Below are 19,301 nucleotides of genomic sequence, written 5' to 3' on the forward strand. Positions count from 1 at the left end.
GCCTTTGACGCCTATGTCGAGTCGCGCGACTTGCCCCGCGAGTTCCCCGGCGTGCGCGGCTTCGGATTCATCGAGAGGGTGGCGCGCCGCGACCTGGCCGCCTTCGTCGCGGCCCGCCAGCGCGAGGGGGGCACCGAATTCCGCGTGCATGGCTCGGGCCAGGACCCGACGCTCTACGTCGTCACGCAGATTTCGCCGTTCTCGCACAACTTCTCGGCCTGGGGCATCGACTCCGGCGCTAACCCGGTGCGCCGCCAGGCCATCGAACAGGCCATCGACAGCGGCGAGGCGACTCTTTCCGGCCCCGTGCGCCTGGTGCAGGACCCGCTGAAGGGCACCGGTTTCCTGCTGCTCGTGCCGGTCTATCTGCAGGGGCATGACCCCGGCACGCCGGCCGAACGCCGCKCCGCGCTGCTCGGCCTGCTGTATGCGCCGCTGGTGGCGGGCGACCTGCTGCGCGGCGTGGCAGAGCCGGCGTCGTCGCTGCTGGACCTGAAGTTGTCCGTCCGGACGACGGACGCCGAGTTTCAGCCCCTGCTGGCGACACGTGCGGGCCAGGCGCTGACGCCGGCCGAGGCGGCCGACTACGAGCTGAGCGACGCGCCGACGGCCGATTCGTTGCGCTTCACGGTCGCCGGTCGCGAGTTCATGCTCGATACGGCCCTGACCCACGAGGCGTCCATGCGGCTGCTGGGCCTGTCGGGCCTGGGCCTGGAACTGGGCGGGGCGCTGCTGAGCCTGCTGCTGGCCGTGACGGTCTATCTGCTGGCCGCTGGCCGCACCCGCGCCGAAGAGATGGCGCGCGGCATGACCGCCGACCTGGCGCGGCTGGCCATGGTGGCCAGCCACACGACCAACGCCGTCCTGATCACCGACACGGATCGCCGCATCAACTGGGTCAACGATGGTTTCACGCGGCTCAGCGGCTTCACCAGTGCGGAGGCCGTGGGCAAGCGGCCGAGCGACCTGCTGCATTCCGAGCTGACCAACGAAGACACGGTGCACGGCATGCGCGAGGCCATGAGCGTTGGACTGGGCTGCAAGGTCGAGCTGATACGCCGCGCCAAGGACGGCCGCGACTACTGGGTGGACGTCGAGGTCCAGCCCCTGCACGACGCCGAGGGCGCGCTGACGGGCTTCATGGTCATCGAGTCCGACATCACGGCCCGCAAGCAGCTCCAGGCCCAGGCTGACGAGGCGCGCCAGAGCCTGCAGGACCTCTACGACAACGCGCCCTGTGCCTACTACGCGCTGGACGAGAACGGGCGCTTCCTGCAGATCAACGCCCTGGGCCTGAGCTGGCTGGGCTGCACGGCCGAAGAGCTGATCGGCCAGGCCAGCCCGGCGGACTTCTTCGATGCCGAGGGCCGCCTGCTGTTCAGCCAGGCCTTCCCCCGCTTTATGCGCGAAGGGCGCATCTCGGAGCTGGAGTTCAGCGTCAAGGGCCGCCAGGGCGAAGCCCGCCGCGTCAGCCTGTCGGCCACGGCCGTCTACGACGCCAACGGCAACTACCTGCGCAGCCGCTCCGTGATGTTCGACATCAGCGAGACCCACCGCATCCGCCAGCAGTTGCACCAGTTGACGCTGGACCAGGAAGCCATGCTGGAGAGCGATCTGGTCGGCATCGTCAAGCTGCGGGACCGCGTGACCGTCTGGCGCAACCAGGCGCTGGAGCGCATGTTCGGCTACGCCGAGGGCGAACTCCTCGGTGCGCCGGTGCGCCAGCTTTATGTCGACGACACCGCCTACGAGACCCTGGGTGCGCTGGCCTATCCACAGCTCAAGGCCGGCGGTCGCTTTCGCACCCAGCTGCAGATGCGGCGCAAGGACGGCTCGTTGATCTGGGTGGACCTGGCCGGCGTCGAGCTGCCCGCCGTATCCAGCGAACGGGGTGGCGAGTCGCTGTGGATGATGGTCGACATCACGCAGAGCAAGGCCCACGAGGCGCGCATGGAGCGCGCGGCCCTGCACGACGCATTGACCGGCCTGCCCAACCGCCTGCTGCTGGGCGACCGGCTCAAGCAGGCCATTGCCGCCGCCGAGCGCAGCGGCCATGTCTTTGCGCTGGCTTATCTCGACCTGAACGGCTTCAAGCAGATCAATGACAGCCATGGCCACGACGCCGGCGACGAAGTGCTCAAGGCCGTGGCCGCCCGCCTGCACACCGGCCTGCGCGCCAGCGACACGGTGGCCCGCCTGGGTGGCGACGAATTCGTCGTGCTGCTGACGCCGACCCTGGTGCCGGCCGACGCCGAACCGGTGCTGAACCGGCTGCTGGACGCTCTGTCCCAGCCGATCACGCTGGGCTCGGGCGAGCAGGTGGCCGTGGGCAGCAGCCTGGGCCTGGCCCACTTCCCGGTGGATGGCCAGACGGCGGATGCGCTGATGCGCTTCGCCGACGAGGCCATGTTCGCCAACAAGCGCGCCGGCCGCGCTCGCGCACGCACAAGTTAGCAAACGTTTCCGCCGGGGCGTATTCACGCCCGGCGGGCACTGTGCGCCGATCGGTTGTAACAGCTGCCCCCGGCTTGGGGCATGATTCGCGCCCATGCTGACCCGCCGCCAAGCCCATCTCGCCCTGGCCAGCCTTGCGCTGCCGGCCACATCTGCTCGCGCCCAGGAACGCCGCGCCATCGTGCTCGGCCAGTCCGTGCCGCTGACCGGCCCCGCCGCCCAGCTCGGCCTGCAGATGCAACTCGGCGCCAAGGCCTATTTCGATGCCGTCAACACCAGCGGCGGCGTGGGCGGCCTGCCCATCGTGCTGAAGACGCTGGACGACGGCTACGAACCCGCGCGCTGCAAGGCCAACACCGAGAAGTTCATCCAGGAGGATGTCTTCGCCTTGTTCGGCTATGTGGGCACGCCCACGTCGGTGGCGGCGCTGCCGCTGGCGACGGCCGCCAAGATTCCCTTCATCGCCCCCTTCACCGGCGCCGAGGCGCTGCGCGACCCGTTCAACAAGCTGGTTTTCCACATCCGCGCGTCCTACTACGACGAGACCGAGCTGATCGTCAAACAGCTGACCCAGCTCGACCTGAAGAAGATCGCCGTCTTCCACCAGAACGACGCCTATGGCCAGGCCGGTCTGAAGGGCGTGCTTCGCGCGCTGGAAAAACGTGGCCTGCAGCCGGTGGCCGTTGCGACGGTGGAGCGCAACAGTGTCGACGTGGCTGCGGCCATCAAGACCCTCGTGCCGGCACAGGCCGAGGCGATCGTGCAGATCAGCGCGTACAAGAGCTGCGCCGCCTTCATCCGCGAGGCCCGCAAGGCAGGCTATTTCGGCCAGTTCTACAACGTGTCCTTCGTCGGCACGCAGGCCCTGGCCGATGAGCTCGGCAAGGACGCCGCCGGCATCGTCGTCTCGCAGGTCATGCCGTCGCCCTTCGGCACCGCGGTCGGCCTCGTCAACGACTACCAGCAGGCCCTGCGCAAGCTCGACGCCAAGGCCGAGCCCAACTACACGAGCATGGAAGGCTATGTCGCGGCACGCGTCATCGTCGATGCCCTGCGCCGCCTGGGCGGCCGGCCCACCCGCGAAGCGCTGATCGCCGCGCTGGAAACCTTGTCCGGCTACGAGTCACGCGGCTATCACCTGAACTTCTCGCCCACCAAGCACACCGGCTCCAGCTTCGTGGAGCTGTCGATGCTCACGGGCGACGGAAAAGTCAAGCGTTGAAGCCCCTCGTCCAGTCCGGCCTGGCTGAACGCCGGCCAGCCTGACCGGTCCCCCAAGGGGACGGCGATGCTTGCGGCATTGAGCCGCAAGCACATCGCCCTCGGCGGGCCGGCTAGGGGCGGCCCGGCGCTCGGCCCGCAAGAGCCATCACGCGCGCTCGTCTTTGGGCGAGCCCATGACGATGAAGCTCGTGATCATGCTGACCTGGGGCAGGCCGCCCAGCACGTCGGCATGGAAGCGCTTGTAGGCCGGCAGGTCGGCCACCTCCACACGCAGCAGGTATTCGAAGGCACCGGTCACGTTGTGACACTCGCGCACGACCGGGCAGTCCTTCATCGCCTGCTCGAAGCTCAGCTGCTCGTCCAGCGTGTGGCGCGACAGGCCGATGGCGACATAGGCGACGAAGCCCAGTCCCAAAAGCGTCGGGTCCAGCACCGCCCGGTAGCCCTTGATGACGCCCAGCCGCTCCAGCTCTTGCACGCGGCGCAGGCAGGCCGAGGGGCTGAGCGCGATGCGCTGGGCCAGCTCGGCATTGGTCAGGCGCCCGTCCTTGACCAGTTCGCGCAAGATCTTCTCGTCGATGGCATCCATGGCCGCAGATGATTGCACAAGACCGGCCGGCGGCACTGCAAAACGCAAGCCCATTCGACGCCGACCTGCCTAGAGTTGCGCGCCATGGAAACCACCCTCAGCACCCTGGCCGCCCTCACCGGCTTCGCCTTCGTCATGTCCATCACGCCCGGACCCAACAACCTGATGCTGCTGGCCTCGGGCACCAACTTCGGCTGGCGGCGCAGCCTGCCGCATCTGCTGGGCATCAGCTTCGGCTTCGGCGTCATGCTGGTGCTCGTCGGCCTGGGGCTGGGCGAGGTGTTCACGCACTACCCCGGCCTGCATGAGGTGCTGAAGTGGGCAAGCCTGGCCTATCTGCTCTACCTCGCTGTCAAGATTGCCCGCGCCGCGCCACCGACCGCCCAAGGCGGCGGTCAGGGCCGACCCATGGGCTTTGGCGCTGCGGCGCTGTTCCAGGTCGTCAACCCCAAGGCCTGGGCCATGGCGCTGACGGCCGTGACAGCCTATGGCGAACTCGGCATCGCGGCGCTGACAGCCGTCTTCGTGCTCGTCAACCTGCCCTGCTGCGGCTCATGGGCCCTGCTGGGCGAGCAGATGCGCCGCTGGCTGCACCGGCCGCGCGCGCTGCAGGCCTTCAACTGGGGTGCCGCGGCGCTGATGGTGGTGTCGGTGCTGCCGCTGCTGCGGAGCTGACGCCGCTCAGTCGGCCATCGGCTCTACGCTGACGCTCACGCCCAGTGTCGCCACGCCGCCGCCGCGCAGCACGCCGCGCAGCGGCGCCACGTCGGCATAGTCGCGGCCCCAGGCCAGCGTGACGTGGTCCAGGCCCGCAGGCACGGCATTGGTCGGATCCAGGGCCAGCCAGCCCTGCTCGGGGCACCACAGTTCAACCCAGGCATGCGAGGCATCCGCGCCGACAAGTTTGGTCACGCCCTCGGGCGGGCGTGTCAGCAGATAGCCGCTCACATAGCGCGCCGCCAGGCCCAGTGAGCGGCAGGCGGCGATGAAGACGTGGGCGAAGTCCTGGCAGACGCCGCTGCGCAGGGCCAGCGCGTCGGCGGCGCGGGTCGCCACCGTCGTGCTCTGCGGCAGATAGCGCAGGTCGGTGTGGATCTGGTGCATCAGCGACAGGCCGCCGGCGGCCAGCGTGCGGCCGGGCGAAAAGGCGCGGCGCGCATAGGCGCGCAGCGTCTCGTCGGGTGCGGCGTAGTTGGAGGCGAGCGCGAACTCGTCGGCCTCCTGCAGCGCACGGCCAGCGCGGTAGCGCAGGCCGGCCGCAACGGCCTCCCAGGCCTGGCCGCGGCCGGGCTCGGGCACCGGGCGGTCGCTGAGCTCCACCTCGAAGCGGCTGTCGACGACGAGGCGTTCATGCACGCGCGCATGGCCAAAGCTCAGGTGCTGGTTGCCCCAGGGGTCGCGGCGCAGATGCCGGGCCAGCTCGCCCGTGTCCAGCTCCAGCCCCTCGACGCCCCAGCCGTCCGGCAACGGGTCGATGTTGAGCCGCCAGTCACTGACCTTTTGCCAGGGCGTGTGGCGTGGCGCCAGGCAGGCGGCGTGATAGGCCCATTCCACCGAGTCGTCGTAGGTGTACTCGGTGACGTGATGGACGGCGAGCCGGATGCCTGTCATTGCCAGACTCGCTGTTCTGCGCCGAGCACATGCGCGAAATAACGCTGGCTGATCAGGCTGGACAACTCGCCCGCCTGGGCCGCCGCGCGCGTCAGATGCTCGACAAGGGCCGGCCCTGACGCCGCCAGTTCGGCCAGCGGCCAGGCCTCGGGCACGGGCAGCTCGGCAGCGATGTCGGCGGCCCAGCCGGGATCGTGGCGGGCCAGCTTGGCGAAGCGGTCGCGCAGCGTGCGCGCCACCCAGGCCAGCGACCGCGGGTTGTCGGTGTCGTGCACCAGCAGGTGCAGCAGCGGCGGCGCCTCGCGGCGCGCCTGGAACTGGGCACGGTAGGTGATGGTCGAGTCGAACACGCCCAGCAGCAGGCCGAAGCCGTCCTCGGTCAGCGCCAAGCCATGCTCGAAGGTCTCGGCCAGCACCTCGGCATGGAAGGACAGGCGCTCGATCTGGCGGCCGATGGACAGCAGCCGCCAGCCGTCATCGCGCGTCATGCGGTCGGTCTGGGCGCCGGTGATGGCGGCCAGGTGGGTGTCGGCGCGCGCCAGCACATTGAGCACATCGGTCACCGGCGTGCCCGGACCGGGGCGGTCCAGCACAGCGCGCAGATGCTGCTCGAACTGGGCGGCTGTTTCGTGGATGAGGCGCCAGGCCTCGGGCGACAGGCGCTCGCGCAGCGCCTGGGCGCAGGACTGCAGCGCACGCAGGTTCCAGCCGACGCTGGTCTCGCCGGACGCCGGCAGCAGGGCCGTCAGGATCGCACGCTCGAAACCACGCGGGTCGTCCTCGGCCGCGGGCGCCTTGGCGCCGACAAGGCCATGGCGGCGCGCCAGCGCGTCCAGCAGCGGCAGCATGGGCGGCGGCATCGCGCCGCGCTGCACCATGACGCTGGCCTCGATGACATGACGCGCCAGCCGGGCGCTGTTCTCGGCACGCTCGGTGTAGCGGCCCAGCCAGAACAGGTTCTCGGCGGCGCGGCTGGTCACCGTCCAGTGCACGTCGCGCAGGTCGGCGGCCTGCAGCGGCTGGGCCAGCAGCGTCGTCGGGTCGACCTCGCCGTCGGTCATGACCCAGGTGTCGGCGCTCAAGCTGCCGCGCTGGATGGACAGCCAGGCATCGGCCAGCGGGTCGCGCTTGGGCGCCACGCGCGCCAGGCCGCCGGGCAGCACCTTCCAGCCGCCCTGGCCGTCGGTCATGGCGAAGACGCGCAGCACCGCCACGCGCGGCTCCAGCGCGCCGCGCGTCCAGACCGGCTGCTTGGTGGGCTTGACGCGGGCCTGCAAGGTGTAGGCGGTGGGGTCGGCGTCGATACGCTCGGCCAGCTCCCAGAGCTGCTCGTCGGTCAGTTCCGCGGCGACGATGGGCGAGAAGCTGCGCGTCGTGCTGCTGGCCGAGAAGGTCGGCACGACGACAAACTCCGCCAGCCGCGGGCGCAACCTGCGCCAGGCGCTGTCCTCGCCGCACCACCAGCTCTGGATGGCTGGCAGCGTCAGGTCCTCGCCCAGCAGGCTCTCGGCCACGCCGGGCCAGAAGGCGGACAGGCCCGGGCTCTCCAGCCAGCCGGCGCCCGGCGCATTGGCGATGACGACCTCGCCGGCACGCGCTGCCTGCAGCAACCCCGGCACGCCAAGGATGGAGTCGGGGCGCAGCTCCAGCGGGTCCAGCCAGGTGTCATCAACGCGGCGCAGCAGCACATGCACGCGCTCCAGGCCGGCCAGGGTCTTGAGATAGACCTTGTCCGCGCGCACCGTCAGGTCGGCGCCTTCGACGAGGGTGATGCCGAGATAACGCGCCAGGAAGGCCTGCTCGAAATAGGTCTCGTTGCGCGGCCCCGGTGTCAGCAGCGCGACGCGGCTGCGCTCGCCGGCGGGTGACAGCTGGGTCAGGGTCTGGATGAAGTCGCGGTAGCTCGCCGCCAGGCGCTGCACGGCCATCTGCCGGAAGGCTTCGGGGAACTGCTGGGCAATGATGAGGCGGTTCTCGAGCACATAGCCCAGGCCCGACGCCGCCTGCGTGCGCTGGCCGACCACCCACCAATGGCCGTCGGCGCAACGCGTCAGGTCGAAGGCCAGCACATGCAGGTGAACGCCAGCGGCCGGCTTGGCTCCATGCATGCCGCGCAGGTATTGCGGGTGGGCCAGCACCAGTGACGCGGGCAGCAGGCCTTCGCTCAACAGCTTGCGCTCCCCGTAGGTGTCGGCCATGACGGCGTTGAGCAGGCGCGAGCGCTGGGCGATGCCGGCCTCGATATGGCGCCATTCGTCCGGCTCGATGAGCATGGGCAGCAGTTCCAGCGGCCAGTGGCGGGCCAGCGGCGCACCCTCTCTCTCGTCCTGGCCAGGCAGCGGTGGGGCATCGCTGTGCACGTTGTAGCTGGCACCGTCCTCCAGCACGCGGCGCTGCACCCGCAGGGCCTTGGCGCTGAGCTCCTGCCAACCCGCCGCACCGCCGGCCGCGAAGAAACGACGCCAGCGCTCGGTGAGGCCGCCCTGGGGCTCGCCGGGCTGGTTGACCTGGCCGGTCAGCTCATAGAAGTGGCCGTCACGGCTGCGCAACGCGGCCGAAGCGGCAAGCGCCAGCGGGTCGGGCGCCAGCACCTCCTCGGGCTCGTCGGGAAGCAGGCTCCACTGGCTGGGGGTGAGCTCAGACATGGGCGAGGAGGATCGATGCGGTCATGCGGCGCGAAGAAGGCGGAAAAGGCATTGTCGAGCAATGTCCGCGCCGCGCCGGCCCGGGGCTGCGGGGGGTGCGCCGGCTGGCGCCGGTCACTGCTCAGGGCGCCGGTAAGCCCGGCTCGCTGGCGACCTGGCCACGCGGCGACAGAAAGGCGCGCAACACGCGTTCGGCCGAGTCCGGGTCATCGCGCCAGGCGCCATGGCCCACGTTGGCAAAGCGCTCGAACTGCACCCATTGCGCCGGTAGCGCGGCAACGATCTCTTCGGCGTCCTGCGGCGGCGTGACCGGGTCCTGCTCGCCGGCCATGACCAGCACCGGGCACTGCACATTCGCGAGGCCCGGGCGAAGGTCCATGTCGCGCAGCTCGGTGCGGGTGTGGGCGAACAGGATCTCCGGCTTGAACATCATCCAGCCGCCGGCGTTCGGGTTCTTGAGCTGCGTGTTGTAGAGGCGGCGGCAGACCTTTTCATACACGGCCCAGCTGGCCGGGCCGGGGTTCTCCCAGAACTCGCGCGTGGCGGCCGCGGCGTCCGGCCCGCCGAGCGCACCGAAGCGCTCGATCTTGCGCTCCAGCCCGAAGTGATGCGAGGTGCTGGACAGCACGACCTTGCCCGGGTGCTCCGGGTGGCGGGCCAGATAGCGCTGTGCGACAAAGCCGCCGAAGCTCTGGCCCAGCACGATGGGCTTGACGACGCCCAGTGCGTCGCACAGCCGCACGATGTCGTCGGCGAAGACGTCCAGCACCCACTCATCCGCCGGCCGCGGGTCGCTGCGGCCATGGCCGCGCTGGTCGAAGTAGACGACCTGGCAGAGATCGGTGAAGCGGCTGAAGAAGGGCCGGAAGGCGGTATGGTCGAAACCCGGGCCGCCATGGATGAGGATCAGCGTCGGCTTCTCGCGCAGTTCGGGGCCGACGGGCTCATGGCCCAGGCCCTCAATGTCGACGAAGAGGCGGACGCCGGGTTCGATTTCGATGCGCATGTTTCGGGTCTTAGCGCGATTCGCGCTGGTGGCGAATCGAGATTACAACGGCCACATCAGCGCGCGGCACGTATCGGTAGCGGACGACGTAACCTCGTGCAGCGCGGCCGACGACCAGTTCACGCGTGCCGGTGCCGGCACGGCGTCCGATTTCTGGCGCGTAAGTCAACACACGCAGCGCATCGAGCAACTCGTCTTTGCGCTCGACGGCGTTGTCAGCATCGTGCGCCATCAGAAAGTCCGTGATGCGATCCAGATCGTCAATTGCACCGCGCCCAAGCTCGACACTCGTCATTCGAGAATCTTGCGAGGCTTCGGCAGTACCGCCGGCTTACCGGCAACCTTGGCATCGAAGTACGCCTTGGCTTCGTCAAGACTGACGGCTTCGCCAGTCTTCAGGAACTCAGTCCAGCGCTCCTCGCAGATCCTGTCCATCTCCGCATCGAATTCCGCCTGCTCGACCGACTCGGCAATGGCATCGCGGATGAAGGCATGCGCCGTCTTGCCGGCCCGCGCGGCGGCTTCGCTCACGCGTTCCTTCAAGTCGTCTTCCAGGCGAATGGTCGTCGTCGACATGGGGGCTCCAATGTTGTAGCGCAATTGTGCTACATCAACCCACCTTGCGCAGATCCAACGTGAACGGGAACTCCAGGCTGCGCTTCGGCTCACCCACCTCGACCTGGCCCGGCGTGTGGCCCATGGCCACGAAGCGCGACAGGCGGCGGCTCTCGGCCTCGTAGGCGTTGACCGGCAGCGTCTCGTAGCTGCGCCCGCCCGGGTGCGCGACCGAGTAACGGCAGCCGCCCAAGGACCGGTTCTGCCAGGTGTCGACAAGGTCCAGCGTCAGCGGCGCGTGGATGGGGATGGTGGGGTGCAACGCCGACTCCGGCAGCCAGGCGCGGTAGCGCACGCCGCAGACGAACTCGCCGACGCGGCCCGTGGGTTGCAGCGGCACGGGCACGCCGTTGACCGTCACACGGTGGCGCGGGTCGACGAGGCCGGTGACGAGCAGCTCCATCCGTTCCAGCGACGCGTCCACATAGCGCACATTGCCGCCGGCCGAGCCTTCCTCGCCCATCACATGCCAGGGTTCCAGCGCGCCGCGCAGCGTCACATGCACGCCGCGGGCCACGAACTCGCCGTACTTCGGGAAGCGGAACTCCAAGTGCGGCGCGAACCAGTTGGCGTCGAAGGCATAGCCGGCCTCGCGCATGTCCTGCATGACGTCGGCAAAGTCCTCGCGCACGAAATGCGGCAACAGCCAGCGGTCGTGCAGCTCCGTGCCCCAGCGCACCAGCGGTGCGCGGTAGGGTTTGTTCCAGAAGCGGGTGACGAGGGCGCGCAGCAGCAGTTGCTGCACGATGCTCATGCGCGCATGCGGCGGCATCTCGAAAGCGCGCAGCTCCAGCAGGCCCAGGCGGCCGGTGGCGGAGTCAGGCGAGTAGAGCTTGTCGATGCAGAACTCGCTGCGATGCGTGTTGCCAGTCACGTCGACCAGTACATTGCGCAGCGTGCGGTCGATAAGCCAAGGAGCGACGTTGTCCCCGAGCTTGTGGATCTCGCCCAGCGCAATCTCCAGCTCGCGCAACTGGTCGTTGCGCGCCTCGTCCACGCGCGGCGATTGGCTGGTGGGGCCGATGAAAAGGCCGCTGAAGAGATAGCTCAGGCTGGGGTGGTTGTGCCAGTAGGCCAGCAGCGACGCGAGCAGCGCGGGGCGGCGCAGGAAGGGCGAGTCCGCCGGCGTGGCGCCGCCGAGCACGAAGTGGTTGCCGCCGCCGGTGCCGGTGTGGCGGCCGTCGATCATGAACTTCTCGCTCGACAGGCGCGTGAGGCGCGCGGCTTCGTACAGGAACTCGGTGTGGTCGACCAACTCGCGCCAGTTGTGGGCCGGGTGGATGTTGACCTCGATGACGCCGGGGTCTGGCGTGACCTGCAGCAGCTTCAGGCGCGGGTCGCGCGGCGGCGGGTAACCCTCCAGCACGATCTTGTAGCCCGTGTCCTCGCAAGCCGCCTCCACCGCCGTCAACAGCTCCAGGTAATGCTCGAGCTTTTCGAGCGGCGGCATGAAGACGTAGAGCACGCCGCTGGCCTTGCCCTTGCGTTCGGCCGCGGGGCCGTTGGCGCGCCGCGGGTCGCGGGCTTCGACGCACAGCGCCGTGCGCGTGACGTCACGGGCGCTCTCGAAGCGGCCTGGTGCGGCCTGGGTCGAGGCGTCGCCTGCCCCTGCCGCACCAATGCCGGCGCCACCCGCAGCAGCACCGGCCTTGCCCCCCAGCCGCAGGCCCGGCACCGGCCCGGCCGACGTCACGCCCAGCGTCTGCACGCGCAATGCCGCCGCGGCGGGCAGCATGCCGCGCGGTGCGAAAGGATCCTGCTCGATCAGATAGGGGTAGTCGCCCTTGCTGACCCAGGGGAGCGAGTCCAGCGGCAGCCGCCAGCCCATCGGCGAGTCGCCGGGATGCAGGTAGAGGCGATCGTCGCGGAAGAACCAGGGGCCGGTCTGCCAGCGCGTGCCGGCCAGGGCCGGCGAGTCGCCGCTGTGGGCGATCGGCAGCACATAGCCGACGACCTCGGCCAGGCCTTGCTCGAAGATGCGGCGCAGGCGCGCCCGCTCCATCTCGTCGTCCAGCCGCGAGTCGAAGGGGTCGACGTTGACCGGCAGGCGGCGCTCGCGCCACAGGTAGTAGAAGGTGTCCTCGTAAGCGGGCTCGACATGGCTGTCTGGCAGGGCCAGGCGGCGCGTCAGTGCGCTCATGAAGGCCTGGGCATGCGTGCTCGTGTAAGCGTGGCCCTCGCGTTCGTCAGCGAACCACTCCGGGTTGCGCCAGCAGGGTTGGCCGTCGGCACGCCAGTAGATGGACAGCGCCCAGCGCGGCAGCTGTTCGCCGGGATACCACTTGCCCTGGCCGAAATGCAGGAAGCCGCCCTGGCCGTACTCGTCGCGCAGCCTGTGCGTGAGCTGCTGGGCGTAGATGCGCTTGGTGGGGCCCAGCGCCTCGGTGTTCCATTCGGGCGCGTCGCGGTCGTCGATGGACACGAAGGTGGGCTCGCCGCCCATCGTCAGGCGCACGTCGCCGGCGGCCAGTTCGCGATCCACCTGCTCGCCGAGCTTCAGCACCTCGGCCCATTGCTCCTCGGTGTAGGGCTTGGTCACGCGCGGCGACTCGTAGATGCGCGTGACGCTCATCTCGTGCTCGAACTCGACCTCGGCTTTGTCGACGGCGCCGCTGATGGGCGCAGCGCTGCCGGGCGTGGGCGTGGCCGCCAGCGGGATGTGGCCTTCACCGGCSAGCAGGCCGGAGGTCGGGTCCAGGCCGATCCAGCCCGCGCCGGGCAGATAGACCTCGCACCAGGCATGCAGGTCGGTGAAGTCGACCTCGGTGCCGCTGGGGCCGTCCAGCGCCTTCTCGTCGGGCGTCAGCTGGATCAGGTAGCCCGACACGAAGCGCGCCGCCAGGCCGAGATGGCGCATCAACTGCACCAGCAGCCAGCCGGAATCGCGGCAGGAGCCGGAGGCTTTCTCCAATGTCTCCTCGGGCGTCTGCACGCCGGGCTCCATGCGGATCAGGTAGGAGACGCTGCCCTGCACCTTCTGGTTGAGTTCGACGAGGAAGTCATTCGTCGAACGCCGGTCGAGCGGGATCTCCTTCAGGTAGGCGGCCAGCAAGGGCGTCAACGGCTCGACCTGCAGATAGGGCGCGAGCTCGATCTGCTGGACCTCGTCGTACTTGAAGGGGAAGGTCTGGGCGTGCTCTTCGAGGAAGAAGTCGAAGGGGTTGTAGACCGACATCTCGGCCACCAGGTCCACCGTGACGGTGAACTCGGTCGTCTTCTCGGGGAAGACCAACCGCGCCAGGTAGTTGGCGAACGGGTCCTGCTGCCAGTTGATGAAATGGTCGGCAGGTTCGATGCGCAGCGAGTAGCTCAGCACCGGCGTGCGGCAATGCGGCGCCGGCCGCAGCCGCACGACCTGCGGGCCGAGGCTGACGGGGCGGTCGTATTTGTAGCGGGTGACGTGCTTGAGGGCGACGTGGATGCTCATGTCAGTTGTCCGTTCTGCATTCGCGGCTATCGCGACGCATAGAGTTATCGGGCCGAGCGCCGGGCCGCTCCCAAGCCGGCCCGCGATGGCGATGTGCTCGCGGCTCAATGCCGCGAGCATCGCCGTCCCCTAGGGGGACCGACCGGACCCGCCCGCGTTCAGCGCGGCAGGACAGGGCGAGGGGCACTGTCATCCTGTCGAAGGAACGAGGAAGTCGCGGCTGATGCCGGCACCGAGATCGGCCACCTCGGCGAGGAAGTCGTCCAGGAAGGGATGCAAGCCCTTGGCCAGGATCTCGTCGATGCGCCCGAAGGCCAGTTCCGCCTCCAGCCGCCCGACGCGGCGCAGCGTCTCGCCCGACTGTGGATTGGCCACGCGCTTGAGGTTGGCCAGCATGCGCGTCACGCAATGCGACAGCGAGCGCGGCATGTCGGGCCGCAGGATCAGCAGCTCGGCCACCTTGTCGGGCTGGATGACGTTGCTGTAGACCTTGCGATAGATCTCGAAGCCCGACACCGAGCGCAGCACGGCCGACCAGTAGTAGAAATCGCGCGCCGTGTCGCGCTCGGAGACGATCTCCCCGTCGTGGCGATAGAACTTGACGTCCAGCAGCCGCGCCGTGTTGTCGGCCCGCTCCAGGAAGGAGCCGATGCGGATGAAGTGAAAGGCCTCGTCCTGCARCATGGTGCCGACCGTGACGCCACGCGACAGGTGCGAGCGGTACTTGACCCACTCGAACAGCTGCGACGGATCTCGCGTCAGCAGGCCTTCGCGCAGCAGGCGACGGAACTCCAGCCAGGTCTGGTTCATCGTCTCCCAGACCTCGGTCGTCAGCGCACCGCGCACGGCCCGCGCGTTCTCGCGCGCCGCGCGCAGGCAGTTGAAGATGGACGAGAGGTTGTTCTCGTCGGCCACCATGAACTCCATGACGCTGCGGCTGTTGATGCGCGGGTACTTGGTGTTGTAGAGGCTGTTCAGCTCGGAGATCGACACCAGGCTGCTCCACGACTGCTCGGATTCCGTCGCCGATTGCGGCTGGAGGGAGGTCTGGTAGGCGATGTCCAGCATCCGCGCGGTGTTTTCGGCCCGCTCGATGTAGCGGCTCAGCCAAAACAGGTGGTCAGCGGTCCTAGACAGCATGCTTCGACTCCCTTTCGTTGGCCGAAAACACCGCGCGCGCTGATGCGCGCTGCCGTGTTGTGGCTTCGCCCCGAGCGCCGCGCGCTCGACCCGCCCGCTCGATGTAGCGGCTCAGCCAAAACAGGTGGTCAGCAGTCCTAGACAGCATGCTTCGACTCCCTTTCGTTGGCCGAAAACACCGCGCGCGCTGATGCGCGCTGCCGTGTTGTGGCTTCGCCCCGAGCGCTGCGCGCTCGACCCGCCCGTTCGATGTAGCGGCTCAGCCAAAACAGGTGGTCAGCGGTTCTTGAAAGCATCGATCAGTCCTCCCTCAGTCCTCAAGAACCCAGGTGTCCTTGGTTCCACCACCCTGGCTGCTGTTCACCACCAAGGACCCCTCTTTCAACGCCACCCGAGTCAACCCGCCGGGCACCATGCGCACGCTCGACCCCGACAGCACGAAGGGTCGCAGATCAATGTGACGCGGCGCGATGCCCGATTCGACGAAGGTCGGGCAGGTCGACAGCGACAGCGTCGGCTGGGCGATGTAGTTGCCCGGGTTGGCAATGAGCTGCGCCCGGAAGGCCTCCACCTCGGCCTTGGTGGCGGCGGGGCCGACCAGCATGCCGTAGCCGCCCGCGCCGTGCACCTCTTTGACCACCAGCTCGGACAGGTGCGCCAGCGTGTAGGCCAGGTCTTCCTTGTCGCGGCAGACATAGGTCGGCACGTTCTGCAGGATGGGTTTCTCGCCGAGGTAGAACTCGATCATCTTCGGCACGTAGGGGTAGATGGACTTGTCGTCCGCGATGCCGGTGCCGATGGCATTGGACAGCGTCACCTTGCCCGCTTTGTACGCATCCACGAGGCCGGCGCAGCCCAGCTGCGAATCGGCGCGGAACACCTTGGGGTCGAGGAAGTCGTCGTCCAGGCGGCGGTAGATCACGTCGACGCGCTTGGGGCCGCGCGTGGTGCGCATGTACACAAAGCCGCCGTCGACGAACAAGTCCTGACCCTCGACCAGCTCCACGCCCATCTGCTGGGCCAGGAAGGCGTGCTCGAAGTAGGCCGAGTTGTACATGCCCGGCGTCAGCACGACGACGGTCGGGTCCGACACGCCCGAGGGCGCCACGCTGCGCAGCGTGTCCAGCAGCAGGTCGGGGTAATGCGCCACCGGCGCGATGCGATGGTTGACGAACAGCTCGGGGAAGAGCCGCATCATCATCTTGCGGTTCTCGAGCATGTAGCTCACGCCGCTGGGCACGCGCAGGTTGTCTTCCAGCACGTAGTAGTGGCCGCTGCCGTCGGCGTGGCCGGCGCGCACGATGTCGACGCCGGCGATGTGGCTGTAGACGCCGCCGGGCACGTCCACGCCCATCATTTCCTTGCGGAACTGGGCGTTGTTCAAGATCTCGTCGGCGGGCACGATGCCGGCCTTGAGGATTTCCTGGTCGTGATAGACGTCGTGGATGAAGCGGTTCAGCGCCGTCACGCGCTGGGCCAGGCCGGCCTGCATGGAGGTCCACTCGCTGGCCGGGATGACCCGCGGGATCAGGTCGAAGGGGATCAGGCGCTCGGTGCCTTCGCCCGAGTCCTTGTCGCCGTAGACGGCGAAAGTGATACCCACGCGTCGGAAGATCAACTCGGCCTGCTCGCGCCGCTCGCGCATCAGCGACTCGGGCTGCTCGGCCAGCCAGCGGGCGTAGCTCTCGTAATGAGCACGCACGCCACCGGCCTGCTGGGCCTGGCCGGTAGCGCCTTGCCACTGCAGCGCAGCGGCATTCATCTCGTCAAAGGCGGTCTGCATCGTTGCTCCTGTTCCCTGCCTCGCGACGCAAGTTCCGCGCCCGCGCTAGAAAGAAGCTTCTGGTGCGTGCACGCACGACTTGCGTGCATACCGCCCGGTACATGGGCGGCATGCACGGTTGTACACCGGGTCGAGGCCTCAGAAACGCAGTTGCAACCCTGTACTCGCCGACCGGCCCGCCTGGGGCGCCAGGTCGCGGATGGTCGGCACGGCGGTGGCGTTGTAGGCCAGCTTGTTGCCCAGGTTGTCGAGCTTCAGGTACCAGAGGGCGTCGGTCTGCCCCCAGCGCAGCTGGCGGGCGACGGACAGGCGCAGCGTGCCGTAGCCGGGCGTGGGCGTGTCGAACTCGGCGACGCGGGTCTGGCGGGCGGCGCCGCGCCATTCCAGCTTGCCGGACCAGTCGCCCTGCCGGGCCTCCAGGCCCAGCATGGCGCGCAGCGGTGCCAGGCGCGGCAGGGGCTCGCCGGTGGCACGGTTGTCGCCGCGCACGGCGTCCAGTTGGCTCAGCAACGCGATGGTGGGATGCAGCTGCCAGCGGCCTTCCAGCTCGACGCCACGCAGCCGCGCCGGCACGGCCTGGAAGTTGTAGACCGGCACCGCCTCGCCGTCGTTGTCCACCGTCGCACCGGTGGCTTGCAGCGCGATGTAGTTGGTAAAGCGCGTCTCGTAGACATTGACGTGGACATGGCTCTGCGCCGATTCCCACTTCAAGCCGACGTCCAGGCCCTTGGACCGCTCCAGGCCCAGGTTGGCATCGCCCCGCTCATACGCCGCGCTGGCCAGATGCAGGCCGTTGGCAAACAGCTCGTAATAGGCCGGTGCGCGCTCGGTGCGGTTCAGGTTGGCGCTCAGGCTCCAGGCGTCGCTCAAGGGATAGACGCCGCTGAGCGCGACGCTGACGGGTTTGAAGCGCCTGTCCGCCGGGGTGCCGAAGCGCTCGCCACCGTCCGAGTCCACCGTCACGCGCTCGCTGCGCGCGCCCGCCGACCAGTCCACGCCGCCCAGCCTGGCCTGCTCCAGCACGAAGACGCCGGTATTGCGGGTGCGCGTGCTGGGTACGAAGGCTTCCTCGCCCAGGGCCGAGAAGTCCAGCGACTCGGTCTGCAGGCCGACCAAGCCCTTGACCGGGCCCCAGGGGGTCTGGATCGCGGCGTGCTCCACCTCCAGGCGCCCATCGGTGCCCGTGCTCTTGAAGGTCGTGCCGATCTCGCCCGTGCCCTCCACCTCCTGGTGCTCGTAGCGGTTGCGGCTGAGTTGCCAGCTGACGCGGTGGATGGGGCCGTCGGCCGTCGCCCACTCGCCCGCCGTCGCCAGGCGCTGGCGCTGCATGCGGATGGTCACGTCCTCCTCGGCCGTGGTGCCGTAGTTGGTGTGGAAGTCGTCCACGGACACGCCGGCATAGCCGCCCTGGAAGAACACCGAGCCGCCCACCGCACCGCCGTGGCTGCGCGCGGCGGAGTTGCGCACGCTGGTGCGGCTTTCACCCTCGCTGTCAAAGCGCGGGGCGACCTGGTCGTCGGCATCGCGCCCGGCCAGGTCGACATGCCAGCCAAAGCCCGAGTGCGGCTGGCCCACACCGCCGTCCAGCACGACGGCACCGCTCTTGTCGCGGCTGGCACCGCCCAGACGCACCTCAGCCGCGCCGGTCAAGCCGGGCGTGAAGTTGCGCGGGATGCGGTTGTCCAACGTGTTGACGACACCGCCCACCGCGTTGCCGCCGTACAGCAGGGCCGCCGCGCCGCGCAGCACCTCGACCTTGTCGATGACCAGCGGGTCGATGGCCACGCCATGGTCGAAGCTGAGGTTGGACGCGTCCACCGACGCGCCGGAGTTGCTCAGGATGCGCACGCGGTCGCCATCCAGGCCGCGGATGCTGGGTCGGCTGGCGTTGGGACCGAAGTTGGTGGCGGCAACGCCAGGCAGGCCCTGCAGCGTGTCGCCGAGGTTGGCGGCGCGGGTCAGCACGAGCTGGTCACCGCTGAGGGAATCGCTGGGTTGGGCCAGCACCTGGCTCTTCAGCGGGTTGCCGGTGACGACGACCTTGTCGAGGGATTCGGCGGGCTCAGCTTGAGCAGAAAGGGAAACAAGACAGGCGGCCGCAAGGGGCGCCAGGGCAAAGGAACGCATGGAGGTACTTCCGCAAGAAAACGCAAACACCCGCGCCAACTTTGGGCGCGGGAAGGCTTGGACTTCAGGCGGAAGCGGGCGGCGCGCGGGCCGGGGGCAGGCCGAGGCTGACCGCGCGCGGTACACCGCCGCGGGCCACTAGCGGCGCGGCATGCGTGGCCGAGCCGACAGCCAGAACCACCGGTTCGGCCACTGGCGCGCCGGCGCCGAGGTCGGCGGCGGTCAGGCAGAGGTCGCAGTGAACCAGGTGGGCGATGCCGTCGTCCTGGCGGTCGCTGCCGACGTGCGACAGCGCATGCACCCCTGCCATCGCTTGCGCGAGGGGGAGTAGCAGCGCCAGCCACAACAGCCAGTTTCTTGACCAACGACGAAGGTTCACGGAGGGGCCTGTTACCAGGGCAAAGATCGGTGCGAGAGGGTCTGCGCGGGTGCAGGGCTAGACGCGCGGCGCCGCCAGGGCTCATGCCCAGGCCAGGCGCGCAACAACGCCATGCGCCCGCGCAGACCCTCTCCCGAAGGGTTGTCACTCAAAAGCCTGCGCGCGGCGTTGCGAAGCCTCGCTGGGGACGACCCCAGCTTCGTTTCGCGCCTTGCTCGCAGGCTTTTGAGTGGCAACGCACCCGACCTTTGCCCTGGTAACAGGCCCCGATCCTAAACTCAGGCCTCTACAGAGCCTGAAG

General features: G+C 68.9%; 16 protein-coding genes. 3 read left to right on the forward strand and 13 right to left on the reverse strand.

What is annotated here, in order from left to right; translation table 11 throughout:
* Both ACXJKJ_RS09275 and ACXJKJ_RS09280 read left to right on the forward strand, forming a co-directional pair.
* On the forward strand, nt 1-2,454 hold a 2,454-nt coding region (locus tag ACXJKJ_RS09275), incomplete at its 5' end, for a CHASE domain-containing protein (protein WP_457389912.1).
* A 94-nt stretch (nt 2,455-2,548) separates the two neighbouring features.
* Complete coding sequence (locus tag ACXJKJ_RS09280; RefSeq protein WP_056202770.1) at nt 2,549-3,676, forward strand: ABC transporter substrate-binding protein; 1,128 nt, start codon at nt 2,549-2,551, stop codon at nt 3,674-3,676.
* A 147-nt stretch (nt 3,677-3,823) separates the two neighbouring features.
* Here the strand turns inward: ACXJKJ_RS09280 and ACXJKJ_RS09285 are convergent, their stop codons facing one another.
* Nucleotides 3,824-4,267: an Lrp/AsnC family transcriptional regulator gene (locus ACXJKJ_RS09285; protein WP_457389913.1), complete on the reverse strand. Its 444-nt coding sequence runs from the start codon at nt 4,265-4,267 to the stop codon at nt 3,824-3,826.
* An 84-nt stretch (nt 4,268-4,351) separates the two neighbouring features.
* Between ACXJKJ_RS09285 and ACXJKJ_RS09290 the strand changes: the two genes are divergently transcribed.
* Nucleotides 4,352-4,942 (forward strand): LysE family translocator, encoded by a 591-nt coding sequence (locus tag ACXJKJ_RS09290; protein WP_457389914.1) that lies wholly within the window; start codon nt 4,352-4,354, stop codon nt 4,940-4,942.
* Nucleotides 4,943-4,948: 6 nt separating this feature from the next.
* Here the strand turns inward: ACXJKJ_RS09290 and ACXJKJ_RS09295 are convergent, their stop codons facing one another.
* From ACXJKJ_RS09295 to ACXJKJ_RS09350, 12 genes are all read right to left on the reverse strand, one after another.
* Entirely contained in the window at nt 4,949-5,878 is a 930-nt protein-coding gene (locus ACXJKJ_RS09295; protein ID WP_056202763.1) for a transglutaminase family protein, read from the reverse strand.
* Nucleotides 5,875-8,523 carry a circularly permuted type 2 ATP-grasp protein gene (locus ACXJKJ_RS09300; RefSeq protein ID WP_457389915.1) on the reverse strand — a complete coding sequence of 883 codons (2,649 nt, stop codon included), beginning with the start codon at nt 8,521-8,523 and terminating at the stop codon, nt 5,875-5,877. Before ACXJKJ_RS09300 ends, ACXJKJ_RS09295 begins: the two co-directional genes overlap by 4 nt.
* A gap of 121 nt (nt 8,524-8,644) precedes the next feature.
* Nucleotides 8,645-9,529, reverse strand: a complete 885-nt coding sequence (locus ACXJKJ_RS09305; RefSeq protein WP_457389916.1) for an alpha/beta fold hydrolase — start codon at nt 9,527-9,529, stop codon at nt 8,645-8,647.
* Nucleotides 9,530-9,539: 10 nt separating this feature from the next.
* Nucleotides 9,540-9,824, reverse strand: coding sequence for a type II toxin-antitoxin system RelE/ParE family toxin (locus ACXJKJ_RS09310; RefSeq protein ID WP_056202747.1), 285 nt, complete (start codon nt 9,822-9,824; stop codon nt 9,540-9,542).
* Nucleotides 9,821-10,105: a DUF6290 family protein gene (locus ACXJKJ_RS09315; RefSeq protein ID WP_056202746.1), complete on the reverse strand. Its 285-nt coding sequence runs from the start codon at nt 10,103-10,105 to the stop codon at nt 9,821-9,823. The genes ACXJKJ_RS09310 and ACXJKJ_RS09315 overlap by 4 nt, the downstream gene beginning before the upstream one ends.
* 34 nt (nt 10,106-10,139) lie before the next feature.
* Nucleotides 10,140-13,571 (reverse strand): transglutaminase family protein, encoded by a 3,432-nt coding sequence (locus ACXJKJ_RS09320; protein WP_457389917.1) that lies wholly within the window; start codon nt 13,569-13,571, stop codon nt 10,140-10,142.
* 189 nt (nt 13,572-13,760) lie between these two features.
* On the reverse strand, nt 13,761-14,711 hold the full coding sequence (locus tag ACXJKJ_RS09325) for an alpha-E domain-containing protein (RefSeq protein WP_056202742.1): 951 nt from the start codon (nt 14,709-14,711) through the stop codon (nt 13,761-13,763).
* Nucleotides 14,701-14,859, reverse strand: a complete 159-nt coding sequence (locus ACXJKJ_RS09330; RefSeq protein ID WP_457389918.1) for an alpha-E domain-containing protein — start codon at nt 14,857-14,859, stop codon at nt 14,701-14,703. Before ACXJKJ_RS09330 ends, ACXJKJ_RS09325 begins: the two co-directional genes overlap by 11 nt.
* Nucleotides 14,849-15,007, reverse strand: a complete 159-nt coding sequence (locus ACXJKJ_RS09335; protein WP_457350308.1) for an alpha-E domain-containing protein — start codon at nt 15,005-15,007, stop codon at nt 14,849-14,851. Before ACXJKJ_RS09335 ends, ACXJKJ_RS09330 begins: the two co-directional genes overlap by 11 nt.
* Nucleotides 15,008-15,021: 14 nt before the next feature.
* Nucleotides 15,022-16,494, reverse strand: coding sequence for a circularly permuted type 2 ATP-grasp protein (locus tag ACXJKJ_RS09340; RefSeq protein ID WP_056202739.1), 1,473 nt, complete (start codon nt 16,492-16,494; stop codon nt 15,022-15,024).
* A 138-nt stretch (nt 16,495-16,632) separates the two neighbouring features.
* Nucleotides 16,633-18,621 (reverse strand): TonB-dependent receptor, encoded by a 1,989-nt coding sequence (locus ACXJKJ_RS09345; protein ID WP_457389919.1) that lies wholly within the window; start codon nt 18,619-18,621, stop codon nt 16,633-16,635.
* A 64-nt stretch (nt 18,622-18,685) separates the two neighbouring features.
* A complete protein-coding gene (locus ACXJKJ_RS09350; protein ID WP_457320102.1) occupies nt 18,686-19,000 on the reverse strand; it encodes a hypothetical protein in 315 nt (104 codons plus the stop codon).
* Between the last annotated feature and the right edge of the window lie 301 nt (nt 19,001-19,301).

Source organism: Roseateles sp. P5_E1 (assembly GCF_054049335.1).